At 45.3% G+C, this 25,408-nt stretch carries 32 protein-coding genes; 5 read left to right on the top strand and 27 right to left on the bottom strand.

Annotation, left to right across the window (positions count from 1 at the left end; translation table 11 throughout):
- Window positions 1–17: 17 nt before the first annotated feature.
- Window positions 18–458, bottom strand: a complete 441-nt coding sequence (locus HUU58_06450) for an SRPBCC domain-containing protein (GenBank protein NUN45306.1) — start codon at window positions 456–458, stop codon at window positions 18–20.
- Window positions 459–546: 88 nt separating this feature from the next.
- Between HUU58_06450 and HUU58_06445 the strand changes: the two genes are divergently transcribed.
- Window positions 547–1,362 carry an AraC family transcriptional regulator gene (locus HUU58_06445; GenBank protein ID NUN45305.1) on the top strand — a complete coding sequence of 272 codons (816 nt, stop codon included), beginning with the start codon at window positions 547–549 and terminating at the stop codon, window positions 1,360–1,362.
- On the opposite strand, the gene HUU58_06440 is transcribed toward HUU58_06445, so the two are convergent.
- Both HUU58_06440 and HUU58_06435 read right to left on the bottom strand, forming a co-directional pair.
- A complete protein-coding gene (locus HUU58_06440) occupies window positions 1,359–1,859 on the bottom strand; it encodes a hypothetical protein (GenBank protein ID NUN45304.1) in 501 nt (166 codons plus the stop codon). The genes HUU58_06445 and HUU58_06440 overlap by 4 nt on opposite strands.
- Entirely contained in the window at window positions 1,856–2,458 is a 603-nt protein-coding gene (locus HUU58_06435; GenBank protein NUN45303.1) for a sigma-70 family RNA polymerase sigma factor, read from the bottom strand. Before HUU58_06435 ends, HUU58_06440 begins: the two co-directional genes overlap by 4 nt.
- Before the next feature lie 161 nt (window positions 2,459–2,619).
- On the opposite strand from HUU58_06435, the gene HUU58_06430 reads away from it, so the two are divergent.
- The 4 genes from HUU58_06430 (at window position 2,620) to HUU58_06415 (ending at window position 7,503) form a co-directional block, all read left to right on the top strand.
- The gene (locus HUU58_06430; GenBank protein NUN45302.1) at window positions 2,620–2,955 is read left to right on the top strand and encodes a hypothetical protein; all 336 of its coding nucleotides are present in this window, start codon (window positions 2,620–2,622) and stop codon (window positions 2,953–2,955) included.
- A 28-nt stretch (window positions 2,956–2,983) separates the two neighbouring features.
- Window positions 2,984–3,646 carry a hypothetical protein gene (locus HUU58_06425; protein ID NUN45301.1) on the top strand — a complete coding sequence of 221 codons (663 nt, stop codon included), beginning with the start codon at window positions 2,984–2,986 and terminating at the stop codon, window positions 3,644–3,646.
- A gap of 83 nt (window positions 3,647–3,729) precedes the next feature.
- On the top strand, window positions 3,730–4,989 hold the full coding sequence (locus tag HUU58_06420; protein NUN45300.1) for a hypothetical protein: 1,260 nt from the start codon (window positions 3,730–3,732) through the stop codon (window positions 4,987–4,989).
- Window positions 4,990–5,127: 138 nt separating this feature from the next.
- Window positions 5,128–7,503 (top strand): carboxypeptidase-like regulatory domain-containing protein, encoded by a 2,376-nt coding sequence (locus HUU58_06415; protein ID NUN45299.1) that lies wholly within the window; start codon window positions 5,128–5,130, stop codon window positions 7,501–7,503.
- Between the two features lie 88 nt (window positions 7,504–7,591).
- On the opposite strand, the gene panB is transcribed toward HUU58_06415, so the two are convergent.
- The 24 genes from panB to HUU58_06295 all read right to left on the bottom strand — a co-directional run.
- A complete protein-coding gene (panB, locus tag HUU58_06410; protein NUN45298.1) occupies window positions 7,592–8,410 on the bottom strand; it encodes a 3-methyl-2-oxobutanoate hydroxymethyltransferase in 819 nt (272 codons plus the stop codon).
- Between the two features lie 6 nt (window positions 8,411–8,416).
- Window positions 8,417–9,547 (bottom strand): tRNA 2-thiouridine(34) synthase MnmA, encoded by a 1,131-nt coding sequence (gene mnmA / locus HUU58_06405; GenBank protein NUN45297.1) that lies wholly within the window; start codon window positions 9,545–9,547, stop codon window positions 8,417–8,419.
- A 17-nt stretch (window positions 9,548–9,564) separates the two neighbouring features.
- Window positions 9,565–10,197: a hypothetical protein gene (locus HUU58_06400; GenBank protein NUN45296.1), complete on the bottom strand. Its 633-nt coding sequence runs from the start codon at window positions 10,195–10,197 to the stop codon at window positions 9,565–9,567.
- A 20-nt stretch (window positions 10,198–10,217) separates the two neighbouring features.
- Window positions 10,218–10,673 (bottom strand): ATP-binding protein, encoded by a 456-nt coding sequence (locus tag HUU58_06395; protein ID NUN45295.1) that lies wholly within the window; start codon window positions 10,671–10,673, stop codon window positions 10,218–10,220.
- Window positions 10,674–10,688: 15 nt separating this feature from the next.
- Complete coding sequence (upp, locus tag HUU58_06390) at window positions 10,689–11,324, bottom strand: uracil phosphoribosyltransferase (protein NUN45294.1); 636 nt, start codon at window positions 11,322–11,324, stop codon at window positions 10,689–10,691.
- 6 nt (window positions 11,325–11,330) lie between these two features.
- Complete coding sequence (locus HUU58_06385) at window positions 11,331–12,305, bottom strand: radical SAM protein (GenBank protein ID NUN45293.1); 975 nt, start codon at window positions 12,303–12,305, stop codon at window positions 11,331–11,333.
- A 15-nt stretch (window positions 12,306–12,320) separates the two neighbouring features.
- On the bottom strand, window positions 12,321–13,541 hold the full coding sequence (locus tag HUU58_06380; GenBank protein NUN45292.1) for a hybrid sensor histidine kinase/response regulator: 1,221 nt from the start codon (window positions 13,539–13,541) through the stop codon (window positions 12,321–12,323).
- The gene (locus HUU58_06375; GenBank protein ID NUN45291.1) at window positions 13,538–14,446 is read right to left on the bottom strand and encodes a HAMP domain-containing histidine kinase; all 909 of its coding nucleotides are present in this window, start codon (window positions 14,444–14,446) and stop codon (window positions 13,538–13,540) included. The genes HUU58_06380 and HUU58_06375 overlap by 4 nt, the downstream gene beginning before the upstream one ends.
- Before the next feature lie 33 nt (window positions 14,447–14,479).
- Entirely contained in the window at window positions 14,480–15,148 is a 669-nt protein-coding gene (locus HUU58_06370) for a hypothetical protein (protein ID NUN45290.1), read from the bottom strand.
- Entirely contained in the window at window positions 15,141–16,082 is a 942-nt protein-coding gene (locus HUU58_06365) for a histone deacetylase (GenBank protein ID NUN45289.1), read from the bottom strand. The genes HUU58_06370 and HUU58_06365 overlap by 8 nt, the downstream gene beginning before the upstream one ends.
- Window positions 16,079–16,429, bottom strand: coding sequence for an STAS domain-containing protein (locus HUU58_06360; GenBank protein NUN45288.1), 351 nt, complete (start codon window positions 16,427–16,429; stop codon window positions 16,079–16,081). The genes HUU58_06365 and HUU58_06360 overlap by 4 nt, the downstream gene beginning before the upstream one ends.
- A gap of 9 nt (window positions 16,430–16,438) precedes the next feature.
- Window positions 16,439–17,125 (bottom strand): hypothetical protein, encoded by a 687-nt coding sequence (locus HUU58_06355; protein ID NUN45287.1) that lies wholly within the window; start codon window positions 17,123–17,125, stop codon window positions 16,439–16,441.
- A gap of 126 nt (window positions 17,126–17,251) precedes the next feature.
- Window positions 17,252–18,004 (bottom strand): response regulator transcription factor, encoded by a 753-nt coding sequence (locus HUU58_06350; GenBank protein ID NUN45286.1) that lies wholly within the window; start codon window positions 18,002–18,004, stop codon window positions 17,252–17,254.
- Window positions 18,001–19,890, bottom strand: a complete 1,890-nt coding sequence (locus tag HUU58_06345) for a histidine kinase (GenBank protein NUN45285.1) — start codon at window positions 19,888–19,890, stop codon at window positions 18,001–18,003. Before HUU58_06345 ends, HUU58_06350 begins: the two co-directional genes overlap by 4 nt.
- An 11-nt stretch (window positions 19,891–19,901) precedes the next feature.
- Window positions 19,902–20,882 (bottom strand): family 10 glycosylhydrolase, encoded by a 981-nt coding sequence (locus HUU58_06340; protein ID NUN45284.1) that lies wholly within the window; start codon window positions 20,880–20,882, stop codon window positions 19,902–19,904.
- A 279-nt stretch (window positions 20,883–21,161) separates the two neighbouring features.
- Complete coding sequence (locus tag HUU58_06335; protein NUN45283.1) at window positions 21,162–21,488, bottom strand: hypothetical protein; 327 nt, start codon at window positions 21,486–21,488, stop codon at window positions 21,162–21,164.
- 19 nt (window positions 21,489–21,507) lie between these two features.
- A complete protein-coding gene (gene rplQ / locus HUU58_06330) occupies window positions 21,508–22,074 on the bottom strand; it encodes a 50S ribosomal protein L17 (protein ID NUN45282.1) in 567 nt (188 codons plus the stop codon).
- A 24-nt stretch (window positions 22,075–22,098) separates the two neighbouring features.
- Window positions 22,099–23,091, bottom strand: coding sequence for a DNA-directed RNA polymerase subunit alpha (locus tag HUU58_06325; GenBank protein ID NUN45281.1), 993 nt, complete (start codon window positions 23,089–23,091; stop codon window positions 22,099–22,101).
- Window positions 23,092–23,154: 63 nt separating this feature from the next.
- On the bottom strand, window positions 23,155–23,778 hold the full coding sequence (gene rpsD, locus HUU58_06320; GenBank protein NUN45280.1) for a 30S ribosomal protein S4: 624 nt from the start codon (window positions 23,776–23,778) through the stop codon (window positions 23,155–23,157).
- A gap of 35 nt (window positions 23,779–23,813) precedes the next feature.
- Window positions 23,814–24,224 carry a 30S ribosomal protein S11 gene (rpsK, locus tag HUU58_06315; GenBank protein NUN45279.1) on the bottom strand — a complete coding sequence of 137 codons (411 nt, stop codon included), beginning with the start codon at window positions 24,222–24,224 and terminating at the stop codon, window positions 23,814–23,816.
- Window positions 24,225–24,251: 27 nt separating this feature from the next.
- Entirely contained in the window at window positions 24,252–24,635 is a 384-nt protein-coding gene (gene rpsM, locus HUU58_06310; protein NUN45278.1) for a 30S ribosomal protein S13, read from the bottom strand.
- 25 nt (window positions 24,636–24,660) lie between these two features.
- On the bottom strand, window positions 24,661–24,774 hold the full coding sequence (rpmJ, locus tag HUU58_06305) for a 50S ribosomal protein L36 (GenBank protein NUN45277.1): 114 nt from the start codon (window positions 24,772–24,774) through the stop codon (window positions 24,661–24,663).
- Between the two features lie 12 nt (window positions 24,775–24,786).
- Complete coding sequence (gene infA / locus HUU58_06300) at window positions 24,787–25,005, bottom strand: translation initiation factor IF-1 (protein ID NUN45276.1); 219 nt, start codon at window positions 25,003–25,005, stop codon at window positions 24,787–24,789.
- A gap of 94 nt (window positions 25,006–25,099) precedes the next feature.
- Window positions 25,100–25,408, bottom strand: a 309-nt coding sequence (locus tag HUU58_06295) for a M24 family metallopeptidase (GenBank protein ID NUN45275.1), incomplete at its 5' end; no start/stop codon positions are given.

Raw genomic sequence — 25,408 nt, 5'->3', positions numbered from 1 at the left:
ATGATAATCAAACGTATTCACGCGCCGGCTTCGGCCAGCGTTTTTATTTTTTCTAAAATATACGACCAACCCCCGTGGGAATCCTGATAACGCTTTTCACCGTTAGCGACCGTCGAAAAATCCCCTTGTACGACGGACACGTCGGTTGCGAATTCTTTTTCACTCAGTGTGATGCTCACCGTCAGATAATTTGCAGGGATATCCGCATATCCTCCAAATGGATCGAAAACCGTGTACTCCAAAATACGAGGATATTCATTACGAACGATATGACCGCGCACATATACGACGCCGTCCTTTGCGCTTTTCCATTCTAAACGACTGCCCGGTTTCCAATCGCTCTGCGCTTCGCAGTCAAACATGTACTGCCGCGTCAACGACGGTTCAGTCAATACTGCCCACACCCGCTCGGCTTGGGCATATATCGTTATTTCTGAAGTAATTGTTTTAGCCGACATAAATTGATCCTTCAATTTCTTTGTTTCAATTTTCGTTCGCGGCCAATATACTCATAAGAAACTCATCATAATTGTAAAAACACGACAAATGACGAAGACAAATAGCGCCGGTAAACCGCGAGGCATTTTAAGTTCTATTCCAAATCCCCGTATTCGTTATTACCGTGACAAACCTACGAAAACGCTCCAATCTACGATCGAACATTTTTGGATGGTACGATGGGATTTTCCGAAAAACCGCCCGTATATAGCTGAAACTCTGCCGCATCCTTCTGTGCATTTGGTTTTCGAGAAAGATGGCTCCTCGATTGGCGGACCGGTTACCGGAAAATTTAAACGAACGCTGAATGGTAAAGGTTTTGTTTTTGGTGTTAAATTTCTTCCCGGTGCTTTTTCGGCATTTTATAAACCGTCTATAGCTAACCTGGCCAATCACAAAGTAAACATCGAATCCGTTTTCGGTGAATCCATTCTGCAATTAGAACATTCGATACTGCGCATGACGCGATTTGATGCAATGGAAAAAGCCGCTGAGTCATTTTTTACATCCATACCGATCAAACATGACCCGCGTGCTATCCTTGCACAAACCATCGTGGCAACGATCATGATTGAACGTGATATCGTTCACGTGCGCCAGCTTTTAGCGCGGTTTAATATAACCGCTCGTTCGCTTGAAAGATTGTTTGAAAATTATATTGGTGTGACACCGAAGTGGGTGATTCAACGTTACCGCTTACACGAGGCTGTAGAAATGATAAAATCTAACGCAGAAATTTCATTGACCAAACTGGCCTTGGATCTGGGATATCATGATCAGGCACATTTCATCCGTGATTTTAAAGCGCTAATCGGCATGACACCGTCACATTTTTTACGAAATGCGACGGGCAAAACCGTTTAGTGCTGCACCCTCAATCTCAAAAATTTCCGCTCGATCATATCAAAAAGCAATACGAGAAATAACCCAAAAATAAGATACTGAAAATTGGAACCGATCCAACCGCCCATTTGTTCAGCTATCGTAAAATAAGTTTGCGTCTGCCGGATATTTTCCTGTAAAACGCGCTCTACCGGTGCTCCGGTCATCGTAGAAGGCAAATAATACGCGGAGATGCCGATGCCCGCTACGACGACCGGCAACAGCCACCACCACTCACGTAAAACAGATGTTTCCGACTCATCAGCGGAAACCAAACCCACTTTTTCCGCCACTATATCCGCAAAATGTGCCGGTAATATAAATTCTTCCTGACGTATGGTGTGGTGCATCATCCGATATATAGCCATAGACTCGCGGCATTCCTCGCATACCGACAGATGCGTTTCCATGTTTTGTTTGGTTATACCGGCGGTCCCGTCCAGATACGCCTGCATCATCGCATCACTGAGATGATTCATATTAATTCCTCCGTACTAAAATTTTCAAGTAACCGCGCTTTGAGCATTTTGCGCGCCCGGAAAAGGTAACTTTTTACCGTACCCTCCGGCATCTGCATGATTTCACTGATTTCCACATACGACATGTCGTCCATATGAAAAAGCGTTACGATGGTCCGATACTGCGGCGCTAATGATTGGATCGCTTCTTTTAAAACTCTCGCTGTTTCCCGGTTTTGTGTTACGGCATCCGGCATGTCGGGTTCGTCCCACAGGCTTTCCGAAAGATTCTGATCGGCCGATTCGTAATTTTCTTCCTCCGTCGGCGAGGTTAGATAATCTTCATACAGCGGCGTTTTTTTCTTCGCGATGTGATTTAGCGTCGTATTATAAGCGATGCGGGCAATCCATGTCGAAAGTTTAGCATTAAACTGAAAGGTCCGGAGATTTTCATACACTTTGATAAAAACTTCCTGACAAATCTCCTGTTGATCGGATGGATTGGATACCATTTTAAATACGATATGCGCGACCAATTTTTGGTGGTCTTCGACTAACTGCTTAAATGCCTTAGCATCGCCGGCAATTATTTTTTCTATAGTTAAGCGCTCATTTTCCATAAATGGTCTTATCATACAGGGTATTAGACCGACGAAGCGAACAAATGTTGCAATAAAATAATTAGCTAACAAGTGCAACCTTTTGCTTTTTGACCGGTCTTATCGGGTAGAACTTATGAAATCAAAAACACGTATTACACCATATTGAAAGGAACCAGATTATGCAAAACCTCGAATTCATCATTCCTATCGCATTTTTTTGGATGGTTGCCATGATCGTAAAAATCGTCACGGACAATCGTACGCGCCAAAAACTGATAGACAAAGGGCTAGTCGATGAAAAAGTAAAATATCTTTATGCCCGTGATCTCCGAGAAAACCCGCTGCAATCGCTCAAATGGGGCATTGTTCTTGTCGGTATCGGTATTGCATTGGCCATCGGCCAGATTTTCCCGATGATGGAAGGCCCCGCGCTGATGGGTCTGATGTTTATTTTCGCCGGTATCGCTTTCGTGATCTATTATGTCCTTGCTAAAAAACAAACACCACAAGAATAATAAGAAAAACATAGGAATGAACTTAATCATGGATCATCGCGTGTATTCTCAATTCAAAAAACTTTTTCTTTACGGCGGCATTGCGGGTGTCCTGTCGGTTATATCCTATTTGTGTATCATTACCGTTTCGCTAAACCCGGCACTGACCTTTGTCGGTGTGATGTTATTCTCAATTTTAGGAATCATAAGTTGGTACGCTTTACATATTCTCCTTAAAGGAGACATGGACGACCATCTCTCGGTAATTGGGTTTTATATGGGCGCATTGGCCTTTTTGGTATTAGCTGTCTTTCTAGCGGCACAAATTGCTATTCAGGCCGGATTTGAAGATTCGTTTATCAAAGAACTGTCCGTAGATCCAAATACTTCCCGACTTGTCCAACGTGCGGTACGACTGATCGACATGGGCCTCGATGTAGTATGGGATATGTTCATCGGTACAAGTTTTTTATGTTACGCTATAGTGATGCGACGTCATCCCTATTTCGGCTGGATTTGGACATTGCCCTTTGGGTTGTTGGCCATTCTGCTGATCGTGTTGAACGCCGCAACATTTCCGTGGCCTCCTTCGGAAATGGGATTATTTGATGTCGGACCGTTTTGTGGCTTGTTCATGATAGCTATTCACGTACGCATGATAGGAATCGCAATTCGGATGAATAAACGATCTGCACCAGAAGCCGATCATTAATCATCGGGAAATGTTTACCATACTGGAGATTTGTTTAGAAACCAAGTCTTGAGATATGTGATATTCTAAATTATGGAAAATATATGAAAACATTTATTACCCTTTTAATAGTAAGTTTCTTTTCTCTAATTCAAAATTCGCAATTGACAGCACAGAACAATTTCCATATCGGTTTTGTTCAAAACAATAATAGCCGCCTCAACCATATTGATGCTTATTACAATGACATGCTGCACAGTCTTGAGGTCAAAGCTATCGGTGTGGTCGAATTATCCGATGATGACCGTGATTTCAAATTTCTAGCAGAAAATGCTACGGTACAGATCAAAACCCGCAATTGGTTTACGTATCGCGAAGTCCGGGTTCGCGGGTTACGTGACGGTCAGTTGGAAAGAACTTTTTATGCTAATGGCCGCGAGATGGATTGGAATGAATACGGCCAATCATGGCTCGCTGCCGAGTTGCCTGAAATTGCACGAAAAACAGGACTCGGCGCTGCGGGTCGGGTCCAGCGGCTTATCGCTCAGCGCGGCGTTGATGCGGCAATCAATGAAATCGAATTTCAGGAAAATAATTACGCGCGGCAGATTTTTTGTGAGTCCATTATGGCACATGAAAATTTGACCTCTGCTCAGCTTCAGCGCACCGTTATTGTGACGGCCAAAGAAATCTCAAGCAGTTCGCGCCTCGGTGATTTATTAACGGACGCCACGACTAAATTTCCGCAAGATTCAACCTTTACGTTAACGCTGATGCGTGCCGTTCGGGAAATATCCTCCAGTTCACGTCAAAGTGAGACAGCTATCACGATAGCGCGCCGCCGTGGCTTAGATCGTGAATCGGCTATCGAGATGGCCCGCACGATCGAAGATATCAGCTCCAGTTCGGCGCAAAAAAATGCATTGGAAACGCTTGCCGAATTAGCGCCTCCGCATGAAGAAGCGTTTTTGGCATACCTGCATGCCGTACGCGCGGTAAGTTCATCCAGCGCACAATCCGAAGCGTTACTCGCGCTTACACAACGCACACTTACTCGCGACGCGTGGATTCAGCTTTTTAAAGTAACCGAATCGGTCAGTTCGTCCAGCGCACAAGCGCGTGTGCTAAGCCGTAGCGCAGAAGTCTGCCCTAACGATGATATGATTTGGTTTACTTTTCTTGAAACCGTCGGAACCGTAAGCTCAAGTTCCGCCCAAGAAACCGCTCTTTCCGCCATGCTGCGTCGTCAGGGCTTGAGCAAATCCGTTCTCAAGCGCACTTTACAATGCGTGGATAATTCGGTTTCGAGTTCTTCCGTCCAACGTTATATCGAAGGTTTGGTACGTGATCGCTTGATGGAATAAGTATCCATCACTCAAAATAAAAAGAAGTGCTTATTTGTGATTTCTTTTGATTTATAAAACTTCGTATTGGAAACTTCACGCCGACTTGCACGTACATGGGGTCGGCGTTTGTATTACTTATTATGAGGGGTTTATTACATGTATAGATTGATTTTCCTTCTGCTGTTGGGTTCCTTTTCCTATGCACAAAAAAATATCACCGGAACGATCACCGACAAAAGTAACGGTGAACCTTTACCATCGGCCAATATACAAATCGAGGGCACGCTGCGCGGGGTTGTCGCCAGTGTCGAAGGACGATACGCATTGCGGATCGAATCCCTACCTGCTACGATCGTCGTACGTTATATCGGTTATGAGTCTCAAAAATTAGTCATTACGGAAAACAGCCCTACCGAACAAAACATCAGCCTGACACCCTCCTCGGTTCAGATGGAGGAAATGGTCGTCATCGGGGAAGATCCCGGCATTCGTATCATGCGCAATGTCATCGCCAAGAAAAAACGCTGGCATAAACTGATCAATAATTTTAAAGCCGACGGGTATAATAGGATGGTCATGGAAAACGATTCAGGTATCGTGATGATTTCCGAATCTTTAGCCGATACCTACTGGGACAGAGACAAAGGACTCAAAGTTGTCATCAAATCCAAACGTATGACCAAAAACGTCCGACCGCAGGATAATATTTTCGTGGGCGAAGAAGGCATGGTTAATTTTTATGACGATGATATCGAAATCCAAGGATCGCGTTTTGTCGGACCTACGCACCCCGATGCATTGGACTACTATGATTTCAAAATCACCGGACGTCGCTATCTGGACGATTATCTTGTTTACGACATTGCCGTACGTTCCAAAACTAAATTACAACCTACCTTCGTCGGCAGTATTTCCGTTATCGAGGAAGACTCTGCGATGGTAGCCGTAGATCTCAAACCGACGGAGCATGTGATTTTTCCTATCCCCATTCAGCAATGGAATGTAAACTATAAACAGCAATTCTCCAATTTCGGTCAAGCCTACTGGTTACCGGTGGATATTCGTATGCACGGCAATATTAAAGTCGCAATGCCCGGTTTGGAATTTCCAAAAATCATATACAGCAGCCTGATGGGCGTTAATAATTATCAGATCAACATCGAATTACCGGATTCACTCTACAAATCGCGTAAATCTTTTTTTGTAGATTCCGTCGCGTTGGCAAAACCCAATCAATTTGATTCCTCCGCTATTATTATTCCCCGTACCGAAGCGGAAGATTCAGCATTCACCAATATCAAACGCGGGGACTCCTTCACCAAAGCATTCAAACCCAAAGGTGCGTTGGCGCGATACGTCAAAATGGAAGATGATTACAATGACAGCGTGGATACGGAGAAAAAGAAAAAAACAGCGTTCCAAAAATTCCTTAGCGATCTTTCACCCGTTGTCGGTTTTGATCGTGTCGAAGGCGGACGGCTTGGCGTGAAATACGAACATGAATTTTCCAAACATTGGTCGGCATACATCAAAGGCGGCTATACGACAACATTGGAAAAAGCGTTCTATGGCGCCGGTGGTGAACACCGCTTTGGTTATCGCCGCCGCGGTCACCTCGAAGCCGAATATTATAACGGTGTAGATATGCGCCAAAACTCGGAAAACTATAATCTCCTGATGACCAGCGGGCAACCGCTCTTCGGATATCGCGATTATTTTGATTACTACAAGTCACACCGCGTCAAAGTCACCGGTGGTTACAATTTTGCTTTTCAGGATTTGGATTTTTCTGCAGGATTACTGCAGGATTTCCAAAAATCCGTTTCCAAAACCACGGATTGGGACATCATCGGACGGAAATACGATCAACGAAAAAATCCTGCCATTGATAACGGCACACTGCGCAGTTTTATTTTTACAGGTACCTGGGGTGAAAAATATGTGCCCATGGGCGTAGTCGGAAACAACGGACTTACGCTCTCCATCGAACATTCGGATAAAAAAATACTCTCCAGTGATTTCGGTTTTACTACGTATAAAGTTTCCGGAAACGCACGCATTAAAACGTTTCTCCGCCGCCGTTTCATCCCCAATACGCTGGATGTATATGCTACCGCAGGTACCTACACCGGCAAACTTCCCGTTCAACGGTTTGGTGTGGTTGACGGGTCGCTCGGATATTTTACCCCATTTGGTACGTTCAAAACATTACGCACACGCGGATACGAAGGTGAAAAATACGCTGCTGTTTTTGCGGAACATAATTTTCGCTCACTACCGTTTGAATTGATAGGATTGGATTGGTTTGCTCGTAAAAATATAGGGATCGCCGTTTTCGGATCAGCCGGCCGCACATGGATTGATAAAAATCGTTTAGCAGGATTGGGCTATGCACCGGTTTATACGACGCGTTGGCATCAGGAAGTCGGCGCTTCAATCAACGGCTTATTCGGTTTATTCCGCATAGATGCCGCACAACGTTTGGATAAAAAGAACTTTTATCTTGGGATGAGCATGGCGCGCTTGTTTTAAACAATCAATACATAACAAAAATTAGCAGAGTGAAAATTAATCGTTTTCACTCTTTTTTTTGAAAAAAATAACGGATTTAAAAAAACTACTACGAATAGCTTTCTTTGTCAGTGGGAAATCGGTTACTCTTTACATCCTGATGATAGGAAGCAAAGGCTTTGCGCATAGCTTTACCAAGCTCGGCATAGCGGCGCACAAACCGCGGATGAAATTTTTCATACAGCCCAAGCATATCATGCGTGACCAATATCTGTCCGTCACAATGCGGCCCGGCGCCGATACCTATGGTCGGTATAGTAATAGATGCCGATATTTTTTTGGCTAAAGTAACTGGAACTTTTTCGAGAACAAGCGCAAACACGCCGGCTTTTTCCAGCGCTTTGGCGTCACTGATGATTTTTTTAGCTTCATCCGGTTGTTTGCCGCGCGTACGATACGTGCCAAATTTATGAATAGACTGCGGCGTAAGCCCGAGGTGACCCATCACGGGTATGCCGATTTCGACCAATCGTTGTATCGTTGGTAAAAATTCGATCCCACCTTCCAGTTTGATGGCCTCCGCGTGGCCTTCCTGCATAAAACGACCCGCATTACGAATAGCTTCTTCGACGCTCACATGGTAACTCATAAACGGCATATCGGCTACGACCAATGCGCGTTTGACCGACTTGGTAACGACACGCACATGGTATAGCATCTGCTCCACCGTCATAGGCAATGTCGTATCATTGCCGGCAAATACCGTACTGGCGGAGTCGCCGACTAAGATCATATCAATTCCCGATTCATCCAAAAGCGAAGCCATGATCGCGTCGTAAGCCGTCAATGCACTGATTTTTTCGCCGCTTTGTTTCATGCGGCGCAGCTGTTCTGTCGTGACTTTGGTTATGGTATGATGGGTGGACATGCTATCTTAAACCGGTTGCAGTGTTTCTTTGAGTACACGATCTATGATCCCGCCGCCGATCACTTCATCACCGTCATAAAATACGACCGATTGGCCCGGTGTAATGGCGCGTTGGGGTTGATTAAAAATCACCTGGGTTTCGCCGATTTCGTTGAGTGTGAGAACGCCTTCGTGGCCGACGTCGTTATATCGGATTTTGGCCGTAATAGGCATGGCTTCCGTGATCGCTTCATGCCGACAAAGATTGACTTGTGTCGCAGTAAGCCCCGTTGCCAAAAGATCATCCTTACGACCGACGTAAATGGTGTTATCTTTGGCGCTGATCTCCGTGACATACACAGGTTCATTCATCGCGACACCCACACCACGACGCTGACCGATCGTATAAAAAGCATATCCGTCGTGTTCACCGACGACTTGCCCGTCATGGGTTTTGATCATTCCGTGTGCGAGTTTCTCAGAAAGGCCGCTTATTTTCTCTTTGAGAAAACGGTTGTAATTATTATCCGTGATAAAACAAATTTCCTGACTTTCTTTTTTCTTCGCCGTTCGCAAATGTAGGCGTGATGCGACTTCGCGAACCTCTTCTTTGTCCGACATTTCACCGACGGGAAAAAGTGTCATCGCCAGCGCCTTTTGACGAATACCCCATAAAGCATAGGATTGATCTTTTTTGCGGTTGTAACTTTTACGCAAAGTATATTTGCCGCTGACGGGATCGTAAACTGATCGCGCGTAATGCCCGGTTGCTACAAAATCGGCGCCGAGATGTAAAGCTTTGGTGAGAAACGTTCCCCATTTGATATGTTTATTGCACATCACACAGGGATTGGGCGTACGACCTTCAAGGTATTCATTGACAAAGTTATCAATCACGGCGCGACCAAATTCGTCGCTCAAATCCCACACATAATGCGGTACGCCTAACTGTTCGCATACCACACGCGCATCGTGCATGGTGTCAATGGAGCAACACCCGCTTTCCCGATTGATCTCGCCGCCGCCTACCTCATCGTAATTCCACAACTTCATCGTTACGCCGATGACTTCGTATCCCTGCTCCTTGAGCAAGGCGGCAGAAGCCGTACTATCCACACCGCCGCTCATCGCGACGACGACGCGTTTTTTTTGTTTGATCTGTATTTCCATACTGTTTAGTTGGAGCGAAAGTTAACGTGAAACCCGACCTGGATATTATCAAATTTTTTGCGGGCGCCGAGGTAATTCGAATACCGAAGCCATTGGTATTTGACATCAAGTCCGTATCCTGTCGAACCCGGTTTGCCAATGTCTGCGCCAATACCTCCGATCAAGGTGTATGTATATTGGGTATTCTCCTGCGGTGGGGGTAATTTACTTTTGCTGACATCACTGTCAATAAACCAGCCATACACCACACCGCCGCCGCCGACAATAAACGGCCTCAGATTGTTGGACATTGTCTCCGGGAAAAGTCTGCGCTTCATCTGAAAAACAAGCGGCAACATCAGAATAGTTTCACTATTAATACTGATGGTTTGTCCAGTAATAGGATCCCACACCTGTTGTTCGTTTTCACCATTGACCCAAAAAAGATCAAGTGAAGTGGACAACCACGTATGTTGTGCGACTTTATAGTTATACACGCCGCCGATAACAAAGCCGACCGTGGATACCTGAACATTCATACCCCAGCCGTTCCCGAGTTTAGCATCACCGGATTCATACGCGGTTTCATCAAATTCCTCCTGCGCGAAAAGAGGAAAACTCAGCGTAAAAATACAAAGTCCCAAAAATATATGTTTCATACGAACCCCTTTCGTTTTCATTATTTCGGTAGAAAGCGTTTTACGATTTTGACCACTGTACCATCGCCGGCAAACATAAACTGTACGTCGTCCATAATAGAACGCAAAATAAAGATTCCTCTTCCGCTTTCTTTCAATAAATTTTCAGGATCCAGTGGATTATCCACCGCACCCGGATCAAAACCCTTGCCAAAATCGCGAATATACACTTTAAGAACGCCGTCATCGTTGTAAAAACTGAGTATGACATTCTTTTTAGGATCAAATTTATTGCCGTGAATGATCGCATTGTTCGTTAGCTCGGTCACGGCTATGGCGAGATTATCACGGTCATCGTCGCGAAGGTGAAACGCATCGGCCACACGCTCCGTGATCTCTTCGACCGCATTCAGCTTATCCAGCATACTCGGTATTGTAAGCTGAAAATCAGGTGATCGCTGCTGATCCGGTGGTATGTATGTTCCTGATAAATCCAAGATACGTCGTTAAACCTATTTAGTTCCGTAAAGACGATCACCGGCATCGCCCAAACCGGGTACGATATAGCCGTGTTCATTGAGTTGACGATCGAGCCCGGCTGTATAAATCATCACGTCGGGATGATCTTTGAGCATGCGCTCTACACCTTCCGGTGCTGCGACAAGAGACAAACATTTGATATGCCGTGCTCTTTTACGTTTGAGCAAAGCCACCGCCGCCGAAGAGCTCCCTCCGGTGGCCAGCATCGGATCGAGCATGATCGCCGTAGCTTCCGGCAGAGTCGGCGGAAACTTGGCATAGTATTCCACTGGCTCCAGCGTTTGTTCATTGCGATAAAGGCCGATGTGACCGACTTTAGCATTCGGAATAAGATCAAGCGCGCCATCCAGCATTCCCAAACCTGCACGCAATACCGGCACAAGCACGACGTGATCGGCCAATACCTGCGCCGTCGTAGTTTCAAGCGGCGTTTCGACCTGGATATCTTTGGTTTTCAGATCTTGTGTGATTTCAAAAATCATAAATGCCGTGATTTCACTGAGCAATTTGCGAAATTCACGATGGGATGTATTTTTATCTCGCAGGTAAGTCAGTTTTTGCTGAACCAGCGGATGGCGTATGACATGAAGATTGGCAAATGATGTCATATGAGATCAAGCCTTTGCATAGGTTACATACATACGTTTGGATTGCCAGTCGGCTAAGACGCTGCGTAAACTTTCCGATGCATCAATGCGATCAATAAAATCCGGAAACACCGGCAAACGGGGAACAAGCGTAATATGATTTTTGGCAAACTGCCGTTCCAGTTCCGTTAATTTAGGAAATGGCGCATCATAATTGATTCCGTCAAAACCTTCAAACACAAATCCGATATCATCCGGCAAAAGGCCTTCATCAAACCAATGCAATTGAGTATGTATAGGCACGATCACGGCAACATCCGGCATGACCTTTCGGCTGTATTTTACCAACATATCCAGATATTCTATGTCGGTTCGTGTCGCATTCCCGCGTTTCGTATCATAGACATATTGCAGGGTAACGGACTGCAGGTTGTGATAACGTTTCTGAATTTCGTCCAACGCATTGAGCGTCGCCAACCCGTCATCAATACTCTCGCCCGCGCCGAAAAGTAAACCGGTCGTAACCGGTATGCCGAGAATGCCCGCATCGGAAAAAGTTTCCATAATGTCATCGGCGCTTTTATTTTGTTGTACCGTCGCGCGAAAGTCCGTATTGATATTCTCCAAAGCTAAATGAATCGTAGGAACAAACGGACGCAACATCTCCAGTTGGGCATATGTAAGCGGACCAATATCCACCACAGGCAAAAGTTGATGTTCCAGTACGATGCGGCACACATCCTGCACGTAGTGTATAAACGATGCGTACCCCTGATCATTCCACAACGCCGGTAAGTCCGCCAAGCTTTCTAGCGATTGACCAGCGCCCAACACCACCGTTGAAATGCCGGTTGGTTTTTGTTTGCGAATCACCTGTTCGATTTCGTCAAACGTCATCAACGGCGAATCCGATTGCTTGAACGTACAATAATTGCATTGGGCCCCGCATCGGCGCGTGAGTGCAAGATGAACACTATGAACATAAGACAAACTTTGCGGCACGTTGAGCTCTTTCGTTTATCCGGCTACCGGTTGTTGCAAAGGTAATTCGATTTGAAGTGCAGCACCTTTATCTTTGCCTTCGCTTTCCGCCCATACACGACCGTGGTGTTCTTCCACGATACCGCGTACGATAGTAAGTCCCAGACCGCTGCCGCCGCCCATAAATTTATGTTTACTCGTCCGATGCTGATCCGCATCACCGAGTTGGTAAAACTTTTCAAAAATACGCTCCAGTTCTTCCGGAGGAATACCGATACCCGCGTCGCGAAATGTAATGCGCATATGATCGCCGTTGAGTTTCCCCGATACCCCGATGGTTTCACCGTCGCGGGAATACTTCATCGCGTTGCTGAGCGCGTTGGCAAATACATGAAACATCCTGTCACGATCACCCTCAATGGTCAATTCCGGTAACTCGTTTTGTACCGTTTGCCGGCGTTCATGCAAAAAAGCCCTGTAACTGGAAATGACTTCTTCCAGCACCTCACGCGGTGAATATGCCGAAAGATTGAGTTTGAGATTATGCGAATCCGAACGCATAACAGACAAAACATCTTCGATCAAATCAATCAGACGCGTCGTGCCTTTATATGCATTGGTAACGATCTCCTGATGTTCCGGGGGCACTTCACCCATTGCACCGGACATAAGCAACTCCAGATTTCCGGAAATGATGGAGGCGGGTGTGCGCAATTCGTGCGATGAAATAACCATGAACCGTGTTTTAAGTTCATCCAAGCGTTTCAGTTGTTTGTTATTACGATCCAGTTCTTCGTTTTTGATTTTCAATTCATCCAAGAGCCGCGCATTTTGTTTGGTCGTTTCGTAATGCTCGACCGCGCGCTTGACGGTCATGACGATTTCTTCACGACTCCACGGTTTGGTCACATAGCGATACACGTGACCCATGTTGATCGCATCTACCAGCGCATTGATGTCGGTATAACCGGTAAGCAAAATCCGAATGGTCTGCGGATATTTTTCGCGCGCTTTCTGAAACATTTCAACGCCCGTCATTTCCGGCATACGCTGATCGCTGACGATCACGGCAAATTCGCGTTCATCCAAAAGTTTCAACGCCTCCGCGGCACTGTTGGCCGAGTACACATTGTACTCCCGGCGAAACGTACGTTTCAGCAGATCAAGATTATCCACCTCATCATCTACCACCAAAATATCATGCATGATCTTGTTGGGTTCCGTCATAGACGGAGATGCAACCGTCGCTACACTCACGATTTTTTCCCTTGGTTATGCGTATCTTTGGGCACGTCGATTTCTTCATCCGTACCAAAAGGAAGTTTTACTGTAAAACAAGTGCCGATACCGGCACGGCTTTCAAATTCGATCGCGCCACCGTGTTTTTCGACGATCTCTTTGGAAATCGGCAAACCCAAACCGGTGCCTTCGCCTTCTTTTTTCGTCGTAAAGAATGCTTTAAAAATTTCGTTTTTATAAATATCCGGGATGCCTTCGCCGTTATCTTTGATATCTATGTAAACAAAGTTTTCGCCCGAATGAGTATGAATGTAAATCGCGCCTTTACCGCCGTTTTCGAATTTATGTTGGACGGCGTGTATCGCATTAATGATGAGATTCATCAGCACTTGATTGATCTCACCGCGATTGGCGATGATGTAAGGATTGGCTTTATATTTGGTTTCAAATTCTACGACATGACGGGATTTGTATCGCAAAAGATTGATCGTGTTATCGATCGCTTCGTGTATATTCATTTCTTCCCGTGCAATGCGATTGCCCCGGGAGAATGCGCTTAAGCTGGCAAGAATGGACCGAATGCGGGTAGCGCCTTCATTGAAACTTTTGAGGATATTTTCCATGTCGCCCATGGCAAAATCCCATTCCATTTCTTTTTTGTATGCCTCGACTTTAGCCCGCACATCAGCATCCATAGTTTGCGACGATTCTAGCATAGTGATTACCGTGCGAAGGTCGTTGCAGTATTTTTCTAAAAAAATAACATTGCTCTCAATAAAGCTGATCGGATTGTTGAGTTCGTGCGCTACGCCAGCTATCAGTTGACCCAGTGAAGCCATTTTATCCGAATTCATCAAAATCTTCTGAATACGTTCGGCATTCTTGGGCTCCCGGCGTTTTTTGGCGTCGGAAGCGGCAGGCATTATTTTTTTCTTTTGGGCCTTCACAATGTCCCGTTAAAATGTTATACGCATAGCCACGTTAAAATACCGGCCATCCGTCCCGTAAGCAAGTTCCATTTTTTCATCAAAATTAAACAAGTGCGCATCCACATACGCATCAATCATTCCCATCAAATGCGAAATGGCAAATAACCATCCGTATAAATTGCGATCCGTCAATGCACCATCCAAATCGCTTGTCAGATTGCTAAATCTTGATCGCAAAATGGACTTCTGTTCCGCCGTGAGAAAAGGATCGTTTACCAATTGACGGTCTATCCGTTTTCGTTGGGCTTGTATTTTATCTACTTTCCGGTTTTTAACACGGTAAAAATAGATCATCGCCGCATCGGCGCCAAGAAAAACCAATCCTTTCATCGGCCGTTCATTGTACCACTGTCCCCAGCCGTTGACCAAAAAACTGCGCCCCACGGCGCCCCACGGCGAACGGAATAACGTATCCCCCGTAAAAGTCATCCGCGGCACTGATTTTTTTTCGTTTCCATGCGACTTTCCCAAAAGAAACGTCCGCAACGAATCGCGACTTACCTGCGGCAAAACGGTCGTAGCCGACACATTGGAATCTAAAGTTTGACCGTATACCGTTGCGCCAAAGAACAATAAAAATATGCACAAAGTGACATCCAAAAGCAATGCCCACGGCGGCGATACGCGCTTATTCATGGGTCAGCTGCCGTATATGAGAGACGACCGATGCGCCCAATGCTTCAAGATGATAACCACCTTCCAATACAGAGATCACGCGCCCTTGACAATGTTTTTCTGCCGCCTGTACGACTAAACGGGTTAATTTTCCAAATCCCTCCGAAGTCACCGTCATATTCGCCAAGGGATCCCGGTCATGTGCATCAAATCCGGCAGAGATGAATAAAAGCTCCGGTTTGAATTGATCCAATGCCGGTATGATTTGTTTATCAAACACGGTCTCCATCTCCATATCACCGTCACCGGCATGCATAGGTATATTAAGCGTGTAACCCTGACCGGCTCCGCTGCCGATTTCGGTACGCTGACCTGTGCCGGGATACAAGGGCGATTCGTGAGTACTTATAAAAAGTACCGACGGGTCTTCATAAAAAATGGCTTGCGTACCGTTACCATGGTGCACATCCCAATCTACGATCGCGATGCGTTGTAATCCGTAGGCACGGCGCGCATACGTCGCTCCGACAGCTACATTATTAAACAAACAAAAACCCATCGCTTTTTCTTTTTCGGCATGATGGCCCGGCGGGCGCACAGCACAAAATGCACGGGTGAGTTGACCGGAGCAAACGGCATCTACGGCCGCCACAACGGCACCTGCGGCCATACGCGCCGCCTCATACGACGCATGCGCGACGTAGGTGTCGCCATCGATCATCGCCGGTGCGCGGGACGCTTCTTCTTTTATTCGATCAACATGGGCTTCACTATGCACTTCCGCCAATAATGATTCATCGACAGGTTTTACGTGTAAGTTTTCAAGTATGTCACTTAATTTGGCCTCAGCGAAAGCCTGAGTAATGGCTACGAGGCGCTCGGGGCATTCCGGATGATGCCCCGCATGCATTCGGTGTTCTAAAAAAACAGGCGCGTAGGCAAATCCGATTTTCATACTTCCTGCGAAGAAAAACTTTGTACGGCTTCTTCAACGGTTTTGTAGGTTTTAAAAATCTTGAGAAGTTGCGTGATCATCAAAAGACTCTCCACTTTTTCGATAACCGCCGACAAACGCAAGTCGCCACCGTGCAGTTTCATCGTAGTCATGCTGGACATCAGTACACCAAGCCCGGAGCTGTTCATCCACTTTACCTGACTCAGATCGAGAACCAACTTTTTTACGCCGCTTTCGGCCAATACATGTACCCGGTCATGCACGGCGCTGGTTTCCATACCGCCCATGAGTTTGCCGTGCACGTACACGACAGTTACATCACCTTTTTTTTCTTCTTTAAACGTCATATCCCTCGCTCACGATGCCCGCATCCGCAGCTTGATGCGCAGCAGATAGGCCATCAGTAATAATAAAACACCAATCAAAAATACCATCCAAATCTGAATGTCCCCACGATCGGCTGTACTATGCGCACGCATCGTCATGGATTTATGCTCCATCAATTCGTCTATATCGTATGTCCAGTGTGCCGTCGCTTTGTCAAATTCACCACTATTCAACGAATCAATTTTCCCGGGAAGTGTGATATAAAACTCAAATTTCGTATCCGCCATCAGCATCTTGGCCACCGGTAAATCGTTTCGTAGATCCGATCGTTCGATTTCTTCCTTAAACATTTTGGTGTAAAAATCCTCACGGTATGAAAAACGCAGACCTTCTTTTTCAACCGTGATCGCGCTCAGATCGTCTTCGTATTTTTCGATACGATGCGACGCCGTCGGGAATACTTTTTGTGCGACTATGGTGAGGCGGTCATTCTCATTTTTTTCGATCAGCTCGTATCCGTTTTTACGGAAAAAATCTTTTTTGTATTTGACTGCTTCCTTCAAATCGGCATCCATACTCAGTTCGATCGCACGCGCCACCGAAAGGTCTTCATACACCGTCGTGCGTATCTTCGCATGATAACCGACCAACGTACTTCCCGATTGAAATCCGGTTGTAAAAATCCCGGCAATTAATATTAATACAATGCGCTTCATAGCCCTTTCAGACTCGTTTTGAGCATAAGTTAATAAGTAATGTTGAATATAGCCGCATAAACGGAGATTATCAATTTGATTGTACGAAGAGGTTAATGCGCCAAATCAGATTTCTTCCGAGGACGTTTAACCCAATTTGATGGTTTTGATGGCTTCGACTAATTGTTTATACGTTTCATCGCCGATCGCCAGTGTATCGCCGTTATCCATCGTAACACTGCCATCAGAAGCTTTGCCTATTTTTTTGATACGCGACAGATTGAGGATGATGGAACGGCCTGCACGGACAAAAGGGCCTGCCGATTGCAGTTTTTCATATTCGGCCAGATTTTTGGAAACTAAAATAGGCTCTTGTTTCATTAATATAAATTTAGTGTATGCGCCTTCTGCTTTGAGATATATGATCTGATCGGTCGGTATAAAAACAATACCGTCACCGGTTTTTAATGCGATTTTATTCCATGTTCCTGCTGTTTGTTCTTTGAGTACCTGATACTGTTCTGCGTTGATTTGACCGAGGGTTACTTTATCCAGTGCTTGCTTCAGGCGATTGGGACTTACCGGCTTTAAAATATAATCCACGGCCGAAAGTTCAAATGCACGTACGGCATGTTCGGCATACGCCGTGACAAAAATTATTTTAAAATGCATCCGTTCAGGAGAGAAAAAATCGAGTATCTCTAGACCGCTGTGGCCGGGCATTTCGATATCTAGCAATACCACGTCCGGATTCGTTTTGTGAATAAGCTTTACACCGTCCGGCAGCGTACCCGCTTCACCGACAATTTCAATATTGGTCATGTTTTCCGATATCATAAGGCGCAATGTTTCACGCGCTTTGACGGCATCATCTATGATGATTATCCGCAGGCGACTCATGCTCTGTCCTCCAAAGGAAAGACTATATCAACGCGTGTACCTGCGGCTCCATGTTCCGACAGCTTGTCAGTAAATTGACACTCAATGGACCGCGATTGCAGCTGACTCAATAACGCGATGCGTTCCGCCGTGGCTTGCGTGGCAAATGAGCGCGGCTTTTTGCCGTTACGCGCATTGATTTCCGCTGACGCAGCGCGACCGATTCCGTTATCTTCGATCACAACACGCAGATCGTTTCCCGATAAATTTTTTTCAAAACGAATGCTGAGTTTTTTGGAACCCGATTTGTGCAGCAGGCCGTGTTTGATCGCATTTTCGGCAAAGGGTTGTATGACCATAGCCGGAACTTCGACTGTATAAGGATCTAATCCCGGCTCAACAACGATTTCATATTGAAAAGCATGATCCGCACAAAGCGCTTCCAACTCCAAATAACGGAAAAGATATTCGGTCTCCTCGTGCAGTGTTATCCATTGTCGGCCGCTGTTCTCCAGTGTTTTACGCATCAGATCGGAAAATTTACTGAGATTTTCACTGGCTTCGTTTTTTTGATTGGCATATACGAAACTCTGTATCGAATTGAGTACGTTATATATGAAGTGCGGATTCATTTGGGATTTAAGCCCCTTCAATTCGGATTGAGCTATAGCCACTTCCATTGCTTTACTTTTTTCGGCAGCGATCATCTGCATACTGAGTATTTCATTTTTCTTGCGGGCCTGTAGGGTTTGTATATAAAAAAATGAAGCGCCCCCGACGACGGCAAGCAGTAATATAATTCCTACGATCAGTATATTTTTTCGATCGCTTTCCAGCGACTGGACTTTCAGGCGCTCTTGCTGCTCGCGAATTGTTATTTCTTTTTTCTCTGTTTCATAGCGCGTGATGAGCTCTTGCAGGGATTTTGTTTTTTCTATACTCAAAAGGCTGTCATTGATTTGCTGATACTGCATCTGCGCCTCATATGCCTTTCGAAAATCGCCCGTTTGTACCGCGGCACGTGCCAAACCTTGATACGCCGTCATCGCATTACTCAATAATCCGGATCGCTTGGCTACCTCCGCACCGGCTTCAAAGCTTAGTACAGCTTCCGCCCAACGACCCGTTTCGCTGTAGGCGACACCCAATCCGTTATGACATGCCGATTCTGTATCCGCTATACGCAACGCTTGCGCTATGGTGAGGGATTGACGAAAGCTCGTAATCGCCTTGCTGTATAATTTCATGTTATTATAATTCGCTGCGATATTGAGCATGGCGATGGATGTTCCATAAGGTATGTTATATACCTTGGCGATCGAATCAACCTTTTCAAACCAACGGATACCTTCGGCAAACATTTTCTTATTACCATAACACCCGCCGATATTGGTATACAATGCTGCATAATGAATAGGGTTAGCGCTAATCAGCGGCAAAAGTTCGATCTGTTGGAAGTGAATAGCCAACGCTTCGTCTACAAGTTGTTTATTGTTGTAGACGATTGCTATGTTATTTAGGATAACAAAATCGGCGTAATCCAGACGCGGGTTACGAATGCGATGCTGTTTGACATAATCCGACGCTTGCAAATAATTCTCCATCGCTTTCGTCAGGTCGCCCTTTTGATAGTATGCCATACCGCGGCAGTTGATGGCTGTTGCAATCCCGTACTCGTATCCGATTTCTTTGGAAATGATCAGCGCCTCTTCAGCGTATATCAAAACGCTGTCCGGCTCTTTGAATGTCAACGCGGCACAGATATCTGTCAAAATTTCCACGCGTGCTGAATCACGGATTGGATAAGCGCGCAGTTTGCGCAACAAAGAATCGGCATCAACTTCTTGTGCAGTAAGATCGCACCGGATTAAAGCCGTAATAACGAATAAGGAATTAATGATGCGCATGATGTTATAAGTTAATGATTAAAATTTTTGACAAGCGCTTTATACTCTTTCTGCGTACGGAGTGTCTCATAAGAAAAAAATGATACTCCGGCAAAACCATATTTACGACATATTCTCAATTTCTCTTCGGCGTTTTTTACCGGTTGATTATACAAAGAAACACCCATAATGATTTTTTGGGTATCGGATGCGCCTAATTTTATTACCGCATCCCGGATACGTTTTTCAAATTCTCCGTTATCCGTCGCATAATTCATAGGCACAGCAAAATCTAAACAGTTTGACTTTATCCATTCCGGCCAATCTTGAAGGACACGATTTTGGGCATCGTCTTGTGACGCCCATACGGCCGCTGAAACCGCAATGGACGAATCGGCCTTTTTGATTTGTGTATATAAGCAGGCAACATAATCTTCGATAATTCCTTTCCTAAAGCGCGTCCAAATACTGTCCTGCCAGGCATTTAATGTTTCGGCTAAAGGATCCCAATGATATTCTAAGATAAAGCGACTACGCATGGATGTAGAATAATCATAGTCCGCCTCAGGGTAACGGATATAGTCAAAATGAATACCGTCAACAGGATACTTAGATATCAATTCTTTTACTACAGCTGAAAAATAATCTTGGAACTCCTGGATTGCAGGTGAGATAAAAACGCCTTCGAGTCGCTTGGCAATTAGTTTTTTTGTTCCTTCAACCGACATGGACTGTCCTTGAGCATTGACAGCGGCCCAATCAGGTTGTGTGTAAAAAAGATGGTCGGGATGGACCGGATTTTTTTCGGATGACCATAAATAAAACACATTCAGCCATAAATGAATTTTTATTTTTTTTAATCTGTTCTTTTCGATCACGTACTGCAATGGATCAAACGCCGGATCAAGGCCTTCGGCTTTAACCACAAAATCGGAATTATAATATGCATCACCGCGACCGCGTACTTGCAAAAAAACATCCGTGATTCCGTTTTGATCACAAAAGGACAACATGCGATCAATTTCAATCTTAGATTTTAAAATATCTCGGACTACCCATATTGCTTTTATTCTCGCCTTCTCTTGTGCTACGGTTACGTTGGACGGCAATCCATATGACAACAGCACAAAGCCAATAAATAAATATTTACTCAATAATTTCATTCGCTATTCGGCTATTTGGTTAATTTCCAATGATCGTTTATTATACATATTGGAATGCATTTTACATACTACAAAAACAAAAAAGGCGTTCATAAATATGAACGCCTTATAAAAATTTCCGAGATCTAATTAACCGTTGTAGGCCGTTTCCTGATAAAACTCACAACGACGCTTTTTACCTGAACGCACAGTTGAAAGTTTTCCGTTAGGCAAACGTTTAGCCGCGCACTGGTGTGCATGACCGGAGGTCATTAGATGCGCGCAGATAGTTTTTTTGCCCGGTGCAAAGCATTGAATTTTAGGCAATAATACTTCGCTAGCCGCTTCGGTTTTTTTACTTACGGTAGCTTTAGCTTCCGTTTTGACTTCTTCTTTTTTCTTACGCGGAGCCGCCGCTTTTTTCTTCGGGGCTTTCGTTTCTTTCTCGTCCGCAGCTTCTTTTTTGGTACGGGGCATTTTTACCTCTATCTAAAACTTACTTGGATTCTTTTTGAGCTTCTTCTTTTTTTGCTTTGATACGTTCAGCCAGCGATTTGGCGCGTTGAGCTTTAGCTTCCTTGGCTTCGATGGCTTTGTTTTGTTTATCAATGGAAGCCGTTTCATAACCGACTAATTCCAAAACAGCCATTTCCGTCGCATCACCTTTACGCAGACCCAAACGCAGAACGCGTGTATAGCCGCCGCCGGTATAAGATGCATTTTTAGCTTTACGCTGAGCATCCAGTTCCTTCATCTTCGGTGCGATTTCGTTGATGAGTTCATGAATTACGGTCTTGGAAAGTTCTTTTTTATCGGTAACATGTTTATGCGCCGTTACCAATCGGGCGTTACCGAGGCGGCTAATCAATATACGACGCGCTGCCAGATCACCTTTTTTGGCAAACATGATCAAGCGTTCAGCCGTCATACGAGCCGCTTTCGCCTTGGAAATAGTCGTCACAATACGTTTATGACGGAAAAGTTCGTTGCACAAACTTTTGATCAGAGCCTGACGGTGACTTGCCGTTTTGCTCAGCTTTATTTGTTTCTTACCGTGTCTCATCGTTCCTCTAATGCCAAATTAAAATTATTCTTCACCGTTGTAGTATTTGCTGACATCCATGCCGAAACTCATATTGCGCTCTTCGAGAATCTTGGTTAACTCGGTCAGCGACTTACGACCAAAATTGCGATATTTAAGCATTTCCGATTCGTTTTTGCTGACAAGATCACCGATAGTCTTGATGCCCGCTGCACGTAAACAATTATGCGAACGCACCGACAATTCCAATTCATCAACGCTCATCTTAAGGAGCTGACGAATGCGCGCGGCTTCTTGATCTTCGACTTCACCGTCGGCATTTTCATCTTCCATTTCAAAGTTAATGAAAAGTTGAATATGGTCGCGGAATAAGCGTGCGGCAATAGTCAGTGCATCATCCGGTGTAATGCTGCCGTCCGTCGTGACTTCGAGGGTCAGTTTTTCATAGTCGGTATGCTGACCGACGCGTGTACTGTCGATAGTAAAACGTACATTTTTGATCGGATTGAAAATCGAATCAATCGGTACCGTGCCGATAGGCATGTCGGGGAATTTATTTTCCTCCGCAGTTACCCAGCCTTTGCCGCGACCGATACGGATTTCCATTTCGACATTTGCTTCTTTGCTGAGCGTCGCAATGACGTGATCCGGATTGAGTACTTCAAAATCAATGCCGTTGGAAGCTTTTTGGATATCAGCCGCCGTAAATTTGTGCGGTCCTTTGAGGCGAATCGAAACTTTATCCGGTTTTTTATTGTGCAATTTAAAGCGCACACCCTTGAGATTAAGCACCATTTCCGCAACGTCTTCTGCAACGCCGGGAATTGTGGAGAGTTCGTGAAGCACGCCTTCGATTTTGATGGCGGTGATCGCGGCACCCGGGAGCGACGACAAAAGTACACGGCGAAGCGAATTGCCGATCGTGACGCCGAATCCGCGTTCGAGAGGCTGAATAATAAACTTACCGTATGTAGTCGTGTAGGACGACTCGTCGAGTTCGATGCGCTCCGGCATCTGAAGTCCTGCCCAGTTCTGCACTATAGAATCTCCTCATTTAGAGATTAGACGTTTTATATAAAAAGCGTCGTATTCGTTATTGAATTACTTCGAGTACAACTCAACGATGAGTTGTTCTTTGACATCCACAGGGATCTGTTCGCGTTCAGGCATATTCAAAAATTTGCCTTTGAGCGAAGCTTTATCCACATCAATCCAGTTCAGGGATGTTTCTTTTTGACGTTTCAGCGATCCGTGGATCAACGCCATTTTTTTGCTGCCCTCGCGAATAGACACATCGTCGCCGGGTTTGACCTGATACGAAGGCGCCGTTACGAGTTTGCCGTTAACTTCGACATGACGGTGCAGTACGAGCTGACGTGCTTGCGAACGTGAAGAAGCAAAACCAAAGCGATATACCATGTTGTCAAGACGTGTTTCAAGAATTTGAAGCAACGCCGTACCGGTTACACCTTTGGCACGTTCGGCTTTTTCAAAATAGCGACGGAATTGGCGTTCCAATACGCCGTAAATACGACGCAGTTTTTGTTTTTCACGCAGCTGAATGCTGTAACCCGAGGGTTTAGAACGTTTGTCGCCGTGCTCACCCGGAGGGTAGTTGCGGCGTTCGATCGGGCATTTATCCGTCAAGCATTTTGTGCCTTTGAGAAAAAGCTTTTCGCCTTCGCGGCGGCACAGTTTGCAAACGGCATCCGTATATCTGGCCATTAAATATCTCCTAAAATTGTATCTTCAGTCGTGTTTTATACGCGGCGTTTCTTCGGCGGACGGCATCCATTGTGCGGGATAGGCGTCAAGTCGCGAATCGCCGTAATCTCCAAACCTGCCGCTTGCAGCGAACGAATCGCTGACTCACGACCGGCACCGGGGCCTTTGACGCGCACTTCGACTTTTTTCAATCCCATATCAATTGCCGTTTTAGCGGCCGTTTCAGCGGCAACCTGTGCGGCGAAAGGCGTGCTCTTTTTGGAACCGCGGAAACCCATCTTTCCGGATGTACACCACGAAATCACTTCACCGTGGCTGTTGGTCAAAGTTACGATCGTGTTGTTAAACGTAGCACGAATCACGGCAACGCCCGTGGATTCGATCAGTTTCTTCTTTTTACGCGGCAATGCGGCAGCCTGTTGCTGCTGCGGATTTTGCTTGGCCAAAGTTCTCTCCTTGGATCAAAAATTCAATTACTTCTTTGCTTCGACTTTCTTGAGACCGCCGATCGTCTTACGTTTACCTTTACGCGTACGGGAATTGGTACGTGTACGTTGACCACGCGCGGGCAGACCGCGACGGTGACGCAGACCGCGGTAGGAACCGATGTCCATCAAACGTTTGATGTTGAGCGCATTTTCTGAACGCAGTGCGCCTTCAACTTTGATATTATCATTGATGATCGTACGGATCTTGTTTTCTTCATCCGGCGTAAGATCTTTGATCTTTTTCATCTCATCCACACCGGCTTTTTTCAAAATATCTTTTGCCGTAGTGCGGCCGATGCCGTAGATGTACGTCAACGCAACAAATGCGCGTTTGTCTTTGGGTAATTCTATACCTGCTATACGGGCCAAAGCGGTTCTCCCTAAAATTTAAATATTAACCTTGACGCTGTTTGTGTTTTTTATTGTCGCAAATCACGCGAACAACACCTTTGCGACGGATGATCTTACACTTTACACAAATTTTACGAACGGACGATCTGACTTTCATATCGTAACTCCATTATTTATAGCGATACGTGATGCGCCCGCGGGATAAGTCGTACGGTGATAATTCAATCGTTACCTTATCGCCGGGCAGAATCCGAATAAAATTCATACGCATTTTTCCACTGATGTGCGCATGAACCTGGTGACCATTTTCAAGCTTTACAATAAACGTGGCATTAGGCAAAGTCTCAAGTATCGTCCCGTCAACTTTGATCAATCCTTCTTTTGCCAAGTTTTAACTCCGTTCCAACGTAAGTTATTGTAAAAACAATCCCACAAATGGGCTACCAATATATAAAAAAAAATTAAAAAATCAATAGATATTTTTAAAATAAATCGGACTGTGTTAAAATTTCCGGTCCGTTTGATGTTACTACTACCGTATGTTCAAAATGCGCTGACGGTTTTCCGTCTTTCGTATGGATAGTCCAGTTATCTTTTGCTGTATACACTTCATAAGTTCCAGCATTGACCATCGGCTCAACACAAAATACCATACCTTCTTTGAGCCGCGCTCCGGTACCGGCTTTGCCGAAATTTGGAACCTGAGGATCTTCGTGTAATTCGCGTCCTATCCCGTGACCGACTAATTCGCGTACAACTGAAAAACCATGGTGTTCAACGTACGTTTGAAC

It is taken from the genome of bacterium, assembly GCA_013360215.1.
Lineage (GTDB): Bacteria > CLD3 > CLD3 > SB21 > SB21 > JABWCP01.
The sequence above is the reverse complement of the archived record's forward strand: the minus strand, read 5'-3'. Positions and strand labels throughout refer to the sequence as shown.